Raw genomic sequence first — 12,226 nt, 5'->3', positions numbered from 1 at the left:
GACGCTCAATGTATGAGGGTACAATAATGAAAAAGAATCTGCTGACACTCTGTCTGGCATTGGCTCTAGGGGTCACCGCGCCTCTGGCGGTGCATGCGGAGCAAACTATTTCTCCGGCGAATGTCTCTATCGCGCCAACTATCAGTACTGCTACTTTACAACAGTTGCCTTGGCAGCCTTTAGTGCCACCGGCGACGCAAGATATCAAACTGACTACTGCCAGCCCGCAAATCTCTCAGGGGAATGTGGAAGGGGCGGTGGCCGCTTTTGCTTTACCTGCGGATCGTGGATCGATGGAGATCACGCTCAGCAGCTTAGTCACTGATAACCAACTATTTTCCCCTAGCGTATTGGTGTTAGACGAACAAATGCGCCCAGCGGCTTATTACCCGTCCAGCTATTTCACTTATGAAAAAGCGGGCATCATGACCAGCGACCGGCTGCAAGGTGTGATGAAACTGACCCCAGCATTGGGTCAAAAACAAATCTATCTACTGGTTTACACCACCCGTGATGACTTGGCCAAAACTACCACGCTGCTGGACCCGGCCAAAGCTTATGCGATGGGCGTGGGTAATGCGGTGCCGGATATTCCAGACCCGATTGCTAAACATACTCCGACCGGTAATTTGAGAATTAAAGCGACCGCTGAGCAAGGTTTGGGCAACGTGATGATTGGCTTGATTCAATCAGCGCCAGCTTCGGCTCCTGTCGTGGTGGGCAGTGCTGTGCAACCTATGGCAGCCGCAGCGCCTACACCGACAAAACCAGCAGAGCCAATGCTGAGCGAGACTGAAAACTACTTCAACCAAGCGATTAAAGACGCGGTGAAAGCCGGCGATGTCGATAAGGCGCTGAAATTGTTGAACGAAGCGGAACATTTGGGCTCAACTTCAGCCCGAAAAACCTTTATTGGTAGTGTAAAAGGCAAGGGGTAAATCCCGGCACTGCCGAATATGGCTGGATGATTGGTGTGCCTTGGCACACCTTTTTTCGTTGGGTCTTATATACGGCTACTGCCGCTCGCGATGCCTCGTTTTGGTTAATTCTGTTTTAAACATCAAACTCATTCATTTCTTCACTAAATACTTAATCTTCCTCGCGACGAATAATCAGTTGCCTTAGTCTGTCGGCTCGCTAGAGAGACAAAAGATAAATAATAATCTACAAGTCCTGTCATTGAGCCGGTAGCAGTATCTTGGATTAGCTACCGGAGAGTCATAGTTAACGACTCTTCTTGTTCAAGTATTCAATTAAAGGAGTTAATTGATGTTCAAGAAAACTCAATTTTGCCTATGGATTGCGGTACTGCCTTGTTCAGCCCCGTTTGCAGAGGAAAACCATTCCCTCGCCCCACACACGACTATCAACCAACATGCTGATTTTATTGGACTCCCCGTCAAAGTAACGGCCAGAGATCATCTGGTATTGGAACAAATGGCAAAAAACCTGCCCAACGTAAATTCTACTGCGGAGCCGGTATTTCGGCAGGCAATGCAATTAATTGATAATTCTCGAAAAATGGATCAGAAAATGTGGGTTCAGCAATTCCCTCAAATCAGCGATGCTCGTGTGGGCAGAATTGTTGATCTTTACTTGCAACTCTATGATGCAGAAGATGTTGAACATGCGGATAGTTTGGCTGGTTTACTGAATTTAAGACCGGGATTGACTGCAGCCCAAGGCTATGAAAAAGCGCGCGTTATCAGTTTAGAGCGGGAAGTTCTTTTTAAGTTATTCCAAAAAGGCCTGACTCTATCTACGGAAGAAGAACTCACTCCGCTCGCCGCCCTGAGCCTTGTCTGGTGGCTGCATCAAGAGAGTCAGCCCACTCTGGCTGAATTATCTGCTGCAATTTATCGGGCTGAATATAAAGAAATCCGTATGCAGGCGACAATACTTTATAACCATTCCCATTATGGTCATCGCTATGGTGATATCGCGGGTATTCCGGCTACGGATTTGGACAATTGGGGCATGGGCCAACTGGATGAACCGGCGCAGCCGGTTTTTAGCGCCAGTAAGGCGTTAAGAGTCATTTATGAAGGGATGAGTGCCCCTCCTGCGATAGTGCAATCGCCGGCGGCTTATCTTGCCAATGGATTTGCACCGAAGAATGCCCAAGGCAGTTACCTAACAGACCAACTGCCAGAGATGATTTTGCAAGGATGCAACTTGGTTGGTTTTGATACGTGCAGCCAGCAGGATTTTACTCAATTTCTTGCTCTCCAACATCCCGTCGGCAGTCTGGCATTTTCGCTAAAAACCACACTCAATTTACATTATCAATTACAAGGTAAAAACCTTGATGAACTGGATGGAAAGGATACTGAGCAGTTGTATGGTTTATTGGTCGAAGAAGAAATACATTTACACCAAGCTGGCGGGGTACGCTACAGCCCGACAGTTATCTTCCTCTCTCATTTCAGCCAGTCGAATGAAGTCGAACCCCTAACGGTCGAACAAATAGCCCGCGCATTCAAACATATTGCCGGAGAAATTGACGCGGCTGATTTGCCCGATTTGGCGCAGAGTACATTTATTCGACTCCAACTATTGGGTGACAACATTATTGATGGTGCAGCGATTGATTTGGAACAAGAAAGATTTGTGTCGGACCTCAAAAGTCTTGCGCCCTTTTTTGCGCTAAACCCACCGCTATACGCTCTGGCATTGCGCGGATTCTATAAAACTGAGCAACAAAAAATAGAGCGGCAATTAGATTATCTCGACATGCGTTTAGCCTATCGCCATCCTCCCGCCGCTTTTGATGAAGATCAGGCGATAATAGAAATCCTGAGAGAGAAAGGGGTTAGGGACATTCATTTCCCTCGGCAATATACCTATCGGCGGGATCTCCAACATGGTTATCCGCAGAAAGAGTTTGATTCACCTTTTGACGAATTTAAACGGCGGCGAAATGCCAGCAACCACTTTGTTGCCAATATGTCGATGCCGGGTAATAACGGCAGGCCGATAAACGTTTTTGATACGCTGGATGCGAAAAAATCTGAATATTATGCCCAAATCAAAGCTCATCCGGCGCTGAGAGCGCAGGCCATTGAAGCATTAATTAATAGCGGAGAGCGGCCAGAGGGCAGTCGACTGCAACATAAAATCAATGCGTTTGCCGAAGACTATCAGCCAGAATCTGAAAACACGCGTTTTTGGGGCAATGCCTGGACATCCTTGGAAAGTCATTGGGTTTGTAAAGTACCGCTACCGAATCCGATGTGCACCATCGCCAGAGTTGAGGCCCCGCGTTATCGTAATGATAAGGAAGGTATGGCGGCAGGGATGTCAGCAATGGTAATGGAGGCGGGCCAGTTGAGGGGCATGGAAAGGGGAGTGAAAGTGATGGAGAATCCCCCGCAGGGTATAAAACCATTTGATGCTTCTGAGCCCGCCCCAAGCATCCCTGAACTGAACCGTCAGACGATACAAAATCCGCGTGGCGCTGAGATTGAAGTGCAACAGGTGTGGCTTAAAGACCCATCAGTACCAGATGGAGCACGTGAAGCTTGGGTCAGGCAGGGGGGCAGTGGGGCTTATTGGGAAGTTGATTTAGCCACTGGTCAGGATTTGGGGGTTGTTTTGAAACAAGGCCCTGAATTTATTAAACCGGGCCGATTACCGGGAGGCGGGCCATCTCAGTCAAAAACTTCTGTCACTGAATTTAACCCCGAAATTAAATTAGGTAAAAAAATTGGCGACGGATTGGCCGGAGATGTCTATCTTGATGCCAATAATCCCGGTTTTGTGTTAAAGAAATTATCCACACAAGACAGTGTGCTTTTAACCGAAGTCCACATGAAAGAAGTTGAGTTCTTTAATCGCTATTATGGAGACGGCTCTGCTGAGTTCATTAAACAGGGGAATCAACACTATATCAGAATGTACCGGGTGCCTGGAAAAACGCTGATAGAGATTAAAACTAAAATTTTCCCACCCAACGCGAAGGAACGATTTTTAAGCATGATGGACGATTTAGGGTATTACAATATCATCCATGATGACTTGAATTTTAATAATGTTTTATATGATGTAAAAACCAATACCTTTTACCCTATCGATTTCGATAAAGCCTATGATGGATATTATTCAGCCAGGGATCTTAATGACGGTAATCAACTTTGGGGAATAAAAATGAGGATTGAACATATTCTTGCACACATTGAGAAATATACAAAAAACTAGCTTTCGAATTGTTATTATTGCGAGTAAATAAAAAAGTAACCCGATATCGCTGGATACCCAATCTGCGTTACAATGGCTTTCTATTTAGCAACTGTTTTTTCCTCGGCAGGGAGTGAGCCGTATGTCTACCGGCGATGCATCAATTTTAAAACCTATTCAATGGTATGCCATTGAGCAGCCAAATCTTCCTGCTGATGTCGCTGACTGGCTAATGGAGTTGGGATCGATGACCCGGCGTTTTGAGCAACATTGTCAGCAAGTTCATGTCGAACCGCGACGGGAATGCTTTATTACGCGCCATGAGCTAGGAGAGGATGCCGAACATTTGCCAACAAGTGAGCGCTATTGGCTGCGCGAGATTGTCTTATGTGGCGATAATGTCCCTTGGTTATTGGGGCGCACGGTTATTCCCGAGGAAACACTGTCTGGCTCGGATAGGGCGCTGGTGGATTTAGGGACATTACCTCTGGGGCGCTATTTATTTGGTGGTAATAATTTAACCCGGGATTATATTCAAGTAGGGCGGCAGAATGCGCTTTGGGCGCGCCGTTCATTACTGCGCCTGTCAGGTAAACCCCTGTTACTGACTGAAGTTTTTTTACCGGCTTCGCCGCTGTATTTGATTTAAGGGGTGGTGAGATTTTGGAGAGTGAGAAATTGAAGGGAAGTCATGTTCAGAGCAAATGGCGGGCTTATTGCCGTTTGATGCGGATCGATAAACCCATTGGCTCATTACTACTGCTGTGGCCGACACTGTGGGCATTATGGTTGGCAGGGAAAGGCATTCCCGACACCAATATACTGATTGTTTTTGTCTTGGGTGTCTTTTTCATGCGTGCCGCCGGTTGTGTCGTCAATGATTATGCTGACCGCAATATTGATGGCTTTGTGAAACGCACCGCATCACGACCATTACCCAGCGGCCTCATCAGTGAGAAAGAAAGCAAAATCCTGTTTGTTATCTTGGTGTTGCTCTCGTTTGGGCTGGTGCTCACGCTCAATAACATGACCATATGGCTGTCACTGGCGGCATTGGCCTTAGCCTGGGTTTACCCCTTTATGAAGCGGGTGACACACTTGCCGCAGGTGGTGTTGGGCGCGGCTTTTGGGTGGTCAATCCCGATGGGGTTTGCCGCGGTGAGTGAAAGTTTACCGCTGGTTTGCTGGTTGCTATTATTAGCCAATATCTGCTGGACGGTGGCTTATGACACCCAATATGCGATGGTCGACCGTGACGACGATCTGAGGATTGGTGTTAAGTCGACCGCTATTTTATTTGGCCAGCATGACAAACTGATTATCGGTTTGCTGCAACTGGCGACATTAGTATTAATGGTGGTGATTGGCTGGCTGATGGATTTGGGGGGCGCATTTTATTGGGCCATCCTGCTGGCTGGCGCATTGTTTGTCCACCAACAGAAGATGATTGCCAGACGTGAACGTGACCCCTGTTTCCGTGCATTTCTCAACAATAACTATGTCGGCTTAGTGTTGTTTCTCGGGATTTTTATTAGCTATTGGCAATAAATACCCTGCTGGGAGACAGTTAAAAAAATGGCCAGATGATGAATCCGGCCATTTTTGTTTATGATTTTTGCTTAGCGCGACGAAGAATTAGTTATCTTCTTTATCCTCTGCCGCGGGTTCTGGCAGCAGGTTATTAGTTTCAGCCGGCATACTGACACTTTCAATCGTCAGCTTCACTTCCGGCGTCATCAATGCACTCAGCATATTGTAAACTTCCAGCGTATGTTCCTGAATCGCATCACCGCTGTCACTGATATAACCCTCTTCGCGCAAGGTGCCCACCAGTGTGGAGAACACGGCTTTATCGAAGAATTCCGGCGCGTTAATGCCATGCAGAACAGACAAGCGCTGCGCCATAATGCGGCTCTCTTTCTCCAACGCGCCCCGATTGATGCTTGGGTTCGCACTGAGTAACGAAAGGGTAATCGCATAGCGTTGCAGGGTTTCGCGCACCCCGGCGGCCAGTAATTGCAGCGGACGAATACGGGCCGGATTCAGCACCAATTCATTCCCTTTGTCGCAAATCAACTGCTGACGCGCCAGTTCATCAATCAGCGTGTCCAATGTCTGTGGTAATTGTTCTTTACTGTAATGCAGGAATAATTCAGCTTTCAGCATCGGGTAGATCATGCTGATTTGACGCAATAACTCGGCACGAGTGATACGCCGTTGATACATAACCATACTGGCAATGAGCGATGGCAATATCAGCAAATGCTGGATGTTATTGCGATAGTAGGTCATCAGCACGGCTTGTTCCCGTGGCAGGATGATAATGTCACCAATATTGTCTTTTTCCACCTCAAACTTATTCATATTCAAGGCGTGATTAAGTAACTCTTCCGGCGTCTTATCCGGCACGGTGACATCTTTTGCATAAGGCACATTGCGCATCAGTTGCAAGTAGCAATCGAGTTGCTCGAGCAGTTGCTCGCGAGTGAGTGAGCGCTGACGTGAAGCTAACAATGCCGTCGAACATAAGTTCATGGCATTGGCCGCCGCCGCATTGTTAATCCGAACCATAATCTGGCCAGCCAAATCATTCACTGCCGGTGTCAGCCAGCTTGGGCGCTGTGCTTCGATAGGGTCGATAGCATCACGCCACTGCGGCACATTGGTGTTCAGATAGGTGGTCAACGGGATTGGCTCACCAAAGTTGACATAGCCCTGGCCGAGATTACGCAGCTTGCGCAAGCCCCGCAGCATCTGCAACAGGCTCTCTTTCTCTTTGGTCGCGCCACGTAATTCTTTGGCGTAAGTTCCCACTTCCATCACATGTTCGTAGCCGATATAAATCGGCACTAAGGTGATTGGGCGCGAACCGCCACGCAACATGGCCTGTATTGTCATCGACAGTGTGCCGGTTTTAGGCTCCAGCAGGCGGCCAGTCCGTGAGCGCCCACCTTCAACAAAGTATTCCACTGAATAACCACGGGTGAATAATTCGCCCAGATATTCACGAAACACAGTTGAATAAAGTTTATTGCCTTTAAAGGTACGGCGAATAAAGAACGCACCCAGACGGCGGAAAATCGGGCCAGCTGGCCAGAAATTCAAGTTAATACCGGCAGCAATATGCGGCGGCACCAGCCCTTGATGATAAAGCACATAGGAGAGCAGCAGATAGTCCATATGGCTGCGATGGCAAGGCACATAGACGATTTCATGGCCATCTTGTGCCAATTGCCGCACGCGCTCTGCATTGTGGACATTGATGCCCTGATACAAACGGTTCCACGTCCAGCTCAAGACTCGGTCGGACAGACGCACAGCTTCATAAGAGAAGTCGGCGGCTATTTCTTCCATTAGCGTAATGGCGTTTTGTTGCGCTTTCTCGTGAGAGATTTTTTTGGTTCGCGCTTCATCGGCGACTGCTTTTTCAATTGCTTTGGACGTTAACAGTTTTTTGAACAAATCCTGACGGGCCGGTAGGCTCGGGCCAACCGCAGCTAACCGCTGACGCGAGAAATGCATCCGCGCTACGCGTGCCAATTTATGGGCGATGGTTTTATCGGTACCATGCTCACTGGCCATTCGACGCAGTGATACCGTGGTCGAAAAGCGCACAAAACTATCGCGGCCCAGCCACAATACAGCAAAGAATTTCTGCACGCCGTTTAGCACGCGCAGATGTGGCGTACCATGGCCTTCACGCCCCGGAGAGCGGCCAAACATTACCGAGACCGGCAGCATTTGGATATCCAGCTCCGGATTATTGCGATGCAGATCCAGATAATCGTGGAATAGCTTGACCGACTCCTGTTTCGGGGCGTAATAGCGAAACACCCGCGGGCCGTTATCGATAAAGACATGGCTGGGAAGGCTTACGCCATCGATTTCCAATGGAATCAATGGGTCGGGCAGATCCTGCGCCAGACATTGCGCTCGCAAAGTCAGCAAATCAGCCTTAGAATTGTAAGGTAAAACGTACAGAATAGGACGAGACGGGTCTAACCCTAACTCAGTCACAGGATCTGCCGGAATAACCTTGCTTTTTACCAACAGTTTAAGTGGTAAATTCAACAACTTATAATATATTTTACGCCAACCTGACATAACTACATGAAGCCTCTTGTTAGCAATTCGTCGCAAGGATACCAGAAAGTGGTTTTGAGATCTGTGGTGATGAGACAACAGAAAACGGCAAAAATCATCATTAACTTAAGATAAAGGCAATAAAATATGGCGAACCAATCAACAGGGTTAATCCGAATCTATAAAGCAGCGGGTTATTCTGTTAAAGGCTTAACCGCAGCTTGGAAAAATGAAGCCGCATTTCGGCAAGAAATGGTGGCCGCCATACTCGCTATCATACTGGCCTTCTGGCTGGATGTAGATGCAATCACACGGATTTTATTGATTGGCAGTGTTGTTTTAGTGATTATTATCGAAATCATTAATAGTGCCATCGAAGCCGTGGTGGACCGCATCGGCAGTGAATTCCACGAACTATCAGGCCGGGCTAAAGATATGGGCTCTGCCGCCGTGTCTCTGGCCATCTTGTTGGCGCTATTTATATGGATAACTGTGCTTTGGCAACATGCTGGTTAATCAATGCTGTTGATGTAAACAGTGATTAATCCCTGTTTTTATTCACTCTTTGGTTCCCAATACCTGCTTACCTGTATATACTCACAGCAAGACTGTATAAACAAACAGGGGGCGGAATGAAAGCACTTACTACCAGACAGCAAGAGGTTTATGACCTGGTGCGCGACCACCTAGCGCAAACAGGTATGCCACCGACCCGTGCCGAAATTGCGCAGCGTCTGGGGTTTCGCTCTCCTAACGCCGCTGAAGAGCATTTAAAAGCACTGGCCCGTAAGGGCGTTATTGAGATTGTTTCCGGCGCTTCCCGTGGTATCCGTTTATTGATGGAAGAAGAAGATGGCCTGCCACTGATTGGTCGGGTTGCCGCAGGTGAGCCGCTGTTAGCCCAACAACATATCGAAGGGCATTACAAAGTTGATCCTTCCATGTTTAAGCCGAGTGCAGATTTTTTGTTGCGGGTTAATGGGATGTCGATGAGAGATATCGGTATTCTGGACGGTGACTTATTGGCGGTACATAAGACTCAAGATGTGCGTAATGGGCAAGTGGTTGTTGCGCGAATTGATGATGAAGTGACGGTAAAACGTTTGAAAAAACAAGGTAATATCGTACAACTTCTCCCAGAAAATAGTGAGTTTCAGCCGATTGTTGTCGATCTGCGTGAGCAAAGTTTCACTATTGAAGGTTTGGCTGTTGGTGTCATCCGCAATGGCGACTGGATCTGATTTTAACGTTTATTTATATACCCTTCAATGGAAGGGTATATAAAGCATTTAATTCCTCTAATACTTAACTCAATCTAGTTTGAGAATATTCTGATAATAACTTATTAATTGCTGTTTTAACTGAAAATTACGAGTTTTTATTTCCTGTTTATTGCTATGATGACAGTGATTAATATTAACCTTACTTTAATTGTCAGTATCCTTTGCTATAGTTATTCATACGGTAAGCGAAGCAACAATATTTAATTTAAATTATGACTGTGAATAACTCATTTAAATTAAATTTGTTTTTAGGGAGTAAATATACTTACCGTGTTGAATTAAATAAACTGACGAATCTTAAGGTAACGGAGATATTATGAATAAAGATCAAGTCGACGGTAACTGGAAGCAGTTTAAAGGTAAAGTTAAAGAGAATTGGGGCAAGCTGACTGATGATGACCTGACCGTCATTGAAGGTAAGCGTGACCAGTTGGTGGGTAAAATCCAGGAGAAATACGGCTATCAGAAAGAGCAAGCCGAGAAAGAAGTTAAAGCCTGGGAAGACCACAGTAAATATCGCTGGTAACAGCGTTAAATGGATTTAAACTGATATTGATATAAATCTATCGGGGCTCTCATTTTTCAGAATGCATTTTATTAAATGGCACATTCTATTCGTAGAGTGATGATTATTTTAATGAGGATGTTCTGCTACTCCTGTATTTATATCGATATGGACACAAGGAAGTGTCTTATTTATACTTTATTACTCTCCACCTATTCTATATATTATGAACCGCATCCATTATATTGGATATAGGCGGTAAATTTTTTATAAGTGGGTTCCCTTCGAAACTGCCGCCTTTCTAGCGACAGTTTGATTTTATCACCAGAAGGTTATTTCTTTTTCGTCACAATAGAATGGTCGTGGTCACAATGTTCATGACTTTCACAGGCTTCAACTTCTCCACATTCCGCACATAAACCATGAGCCTCAACCACACTATGACGTAGGGTAAAACCCGACTGTTTTGCTAACAGCGCCAAGGCTTCTTCGATGCCGACTGTGGTGCGTTCTGTCACAATCTTGCAGCGATCGCAGATAAAAAGCGCAGAAGTATGAGTTGGTTCTTCAAAATGATGACACAACACATAGCTGTTCGCTGATTCTACGCGGTGAATAAACCCTTGTTCCAACAAGAAATCCAAAGCGCGATAAACTGTGGGTGGTTTTGCTTGCGGCTCAGAAATACGCAGCAGATCTAACAGGTCATAAGCGCTGATTGCACCGGGCTGCTGTGCCATTAATCGTAATACTTCAAGACGTTGCGGTGTCAGGCGGACGTTACGTTGTTGGCACAGGCTCTCCGCCTGGGCAAGCAGCTTTTCCTGATTGATAGGGTTCATCATATACATCCCGCAGCATTCGAATAGTATCGATTTTATCATATTTACTAATAATCGCCGATAGATGAAAAAATGAGGAGCCACGGAGTGTCAATATTTTGGCAAGTCGCAGCAGTTAGCGGTAAATTTTCACTCTTTGCGCTACAACTATCACTCAGGCAGTCATCGTAAAGTTCTATGTTATAATCCCTGATTCCTTCCCATTGTTTAGTTTGCTCAATAAGTAATATCAATGGGCAATTGATGCAGTCATAACCGATGAAACCACAGTAAATGCACGAAGCTCAGACTTTTTCCAGCACTCAGGCCGAAAAGCCAAGTTATCCCCTGCAACGTTTTTCCGTCGCGCCGATGCTCGACTGGACAGATCGCCATTGCCGTTATTTCCATCGCTTGTTAACTAAACAGACTTTGTTGTACACCGAAATGGTGACCACCGGTGCCATTATCCACGGCAAAGGGGATTATCTGGCTTATAGTGAGCAAGACCATCCCGTGGCATTACAGCTGGGTGGCAGTGATCCGCAGGCCTTAGCGCATTGTGCCAAACAGGCAGAGCTTCGTGGGTATAATGAAATAAATCTTAATGTCGGTTGCCCCTCTGATCGGGTGCAAAATGGCCGTTTTGGGGCTTGCCTGATGGCGGAGGCCAATCTGGTCGCTGATTGCATTAAAGCAATGCGTGATGTGGTTTCTATTCCGGTAACGGTGAAAACCCGCATTGGTATTGATGAGTTGGATAGCTATGAGTTCTTGTGTGAATTCGTGCAAACCGTCGCAGGCCGTGGTGAGTGTGATATTTTCACTATTCATGCTCGTAAAGCTTGGCTTTCAGGACTCAGCCCGAAAGAAAATCGCGAAGTACCGCCACTGGATTATGAGCGAGTTTATCAGCTTAAACGTGATTTCCCGGCACTGACCATTGCCATTAATGGTGGGGTCAAAACGCTGGCTGAAGCCAAAGAACATCTCAAGCATCTTGATGGGGTGATGATGGGGCGCGAAGCTTACCAAAACCCCAGCATTTTGACCCAAGTGGATCGCGAACTGTTTGATCCGAATGCGCCAGTGGTTGACAGTGTGAAAGCCATCGAAGCGCTTTATCCTTACATTGAACAAGAGCTGTCACGCGGCGCTTATCTAGGCCATATAACCCGCCATATTCTGGGTATTTTCCAGGGAATTCCTGGCGCGCGCCAATGGCGTCGTCATCTGAGTGAAAATGCGCATAAGCCCGGTGCTGATGTATCTGTGGTAGAACAGGCGCTAGCGCTGGTCATCCGCCCGCAGCACAGTTCACTGTAATAAATTAACTACAAGTTAGCGAAATTGACCAT

Annotated in this window: 10 protein-coding genes; 8 read left to right on the top strand and 2 right to left on the bottom strand. The window is 46.6% G+C overall.

Going from position 1 to position 12,226, the window contains the following annotated elements:
* Positions 1-26: 26 nt before the first annotated feature.
* The 4 genes from malM (at position 27) to ubiA (ending at position 5,724) form a co-directional block, all read left to right on the top strand.
* On the top strand, positions 27-938 hold the full coding sequence (malM, locus tag DXZ79_RS18495) for a maltose operon protein MalM (RefSeq protein WP_032820466.1): 912 nt from the start codon (positions 27-29) through the stop codon (positions 936-938).
* A 331-nt stretch (positions 939-1,269) separates the two neighbouring features.
* On the top strand, positions 1,270-4,197 hold the full coding sequence (locus DXZ79_RS18490) for an OspG family effector kinase (RefSeq protein ID WP_205572688.1): 2,928 nt from the start codon (positions 1,270-1,272) through the stop codon (positions 4,195-4,197).
* A gap of 121 nt (positions 4,198-4,318) precedes the next feature.
* A complete protein-coding gene (gene ubiC, locus DXZ79_RS18485; RefSeq protein WP_120011534.1) occupies positions 4,319-4,825 on the top strand; it encodes a chorismate lyase in 507 nt (168 codons plus the stop codon).
* Positions 4,826-4,854: 29 nt separating this feature from the next.
* Positions 4,855-5,724 carry a 4-hydroxybenzoate octaprenyltransferase gene (gene ubiA / locus DXZ79_RS18480; protein ID WP_038640004.1) on the top strand — a complete coding sequence of 290 codons (870 nt, stop codon included), beginning with the start codon at positions 4,855-4,857 and terminating at the stop codon, positions 5,722-5,724.
* A gap of 87 nt (positions 5,725-5,811) precedes the next feature.
* Here the strand turns inward: ubiA and plsB are convergent, their stop codons facing one another.
* Positions 5,812-8,280, bottom strand: a complete 2,469-nt coding sequence (plsB, locus tag DXZ79_RS18475; RefSeq protein ID WP_038638521.1) for a glycerol-3-phosphate 1-O-acyltransferase PlsB — start codon at positions 8,278-8,280, stop codon at positions 5,812-5,814.
* A gap of 126 nt (positions 8,281-8,406) precedes the next feature.
* On the opposite strand from plsB, the gene DXZ79_RS18470 reads away from it, so the two are divergent.
* The 3 genes from DXZ79_RS18470 (at position 8,407) to DXZ79_RS18460 (ending at position 10,068) form a co-directional block, all read left to right on the top strand.
* Entirely contained in the window at positions 8,407-8,775 is a 369-nt protein-coding gene (locus DXZ79_RS18470) for a diacylglycerol kinase (protein ID WP_038638525.1), read from the top strand.
* A 116-nt stretch (positions 8,776-8,891) separates the two neighbouring features.
* The gene (gene lexA, locus DXZ79_RS18465; protein ID WP_004704739.1) at positions 8,892-9,500 is read left to right on the top strand and encodes a transcriptional repressor LexA; all 609 of its coding nucleotides are present in this window, start codon (positions 8,892-8,894) and stop codon (positions 9,498-9,500) included.
* Positions 9,501-9,858: 358 nt separating this feature from the next.
* Entirely contained in the window at positions 9,859-10,068 is a 210-nt protein-coding gene (locus tag DXZ79_RS18460) for a CsbD family protein (RefSeq protein ID WP_038638529.1), read from the top strand.
* A gap of 311 nt (positions 10,069-10,379) precedes the next feature.
* On the opposite strand, the gene zur is transcribed toward DXZ79_RS18460, so the two are convergent.
* Positions 10,380-10,889, bottom strand: coding sequence for a zinc uptake transcriptional repressor Zur (gene zur, locus DXZ79_RS18455; RefSeq protein WP_032820476.1), 510 nt, complete (start codon positions 10,887-10,889; stop codon positions 10,380-10,382).
* 273 nt (positions 10,890-11,162) lie between these two features.
* Here zur and dusA point away from each other — a divergent pair, with 273 nt between their 5' ends.
* Entirely contained in the window at positions 11,163-12,194 is a 1,032-nt protein-coding gene (gene dusA / locus DXZ79_RS18450) for a tRNA dihydrouridine(20/20a) synthase DusA (RefSeq protein WP_038638532.1), read from the top strand.
* Positions 12,195-12,226 lie beyond the last annotated feature (32 nt).

It is taken from the genome of Yersinia rochesterensis (assembly GCF_003600645.1).
GTDB lineage: Bacteria > Pseudomonadota > Gammaproteobacteria > Enterobacterales > Enterobacteriaceae > Yersinia > Yersinia rochesterensis.
This window is presented reverse-complemented; position numbering and strand designations above follow the sequence as displayed.

Bases quoted from the DNA above. Each gene is read 5' to 3' on its own strand.
- DXZ79_RS18470 (WP_038638525.1), top strand. From the start codon at position 8,407: ATGGCGAACCAATCAACAGGGTTAATCCGAATCTATAAAGCAGCGGGT.
- malM (WP_032820466.1), top strand. From the start codon at position 27: ATGAAAAAGAATCTGCTGACACTCTGTCTGGCATTGGCTCTAGGGGTC.
- zur (WP_032820476.1), bottom strand. From the start codon at position 10,889: ATGAACCCTATCAATCAGGAAAAGCTGCTTGCCCAGGCGGAGAGCCTG.
- DXZ79_RS18490 (WP_205572688.1), top strand. From the start codon at position 1,270: ATGTTCAAGAAAACTCAATTTTGCCTATGGATTGCGGTACTGCCTTGT.
- ubiC (WP_120011534.1), top strand. From the start codon at position 4,319: ATGTCTACCGGCGATGCATCAATTTTAAAACCTATTCAATGGTATGCC.
- DXZ79_RS18460 (WP_038638529.1), top strand. From the start codon at position 9,859: ATGAATAAAGATCAAGTCGACGGTAACTGGAAGCAGTTTAAAGGTAAA.
- dusA (WP_038638532.1), top strand. From the start codon at position 11,163: ATGCACGAAGCTCAGACTTTTTCCAGCACTCAGGCCGAAAAGCCAAGT.
- lexA (WP_004704739.1), top strand. From the start codon at position 8,892: ATGAAAGCACTTACTACCAGACAGCAAGAGGTTTATGACCTGGTGCGC.
- plsB (WP_038638521.1), bottom strand. From the start codon at position 8,280: ATGTCAGGTTGGCGTAAAATATATTATAAGTTGTTGAATTTACCACTT.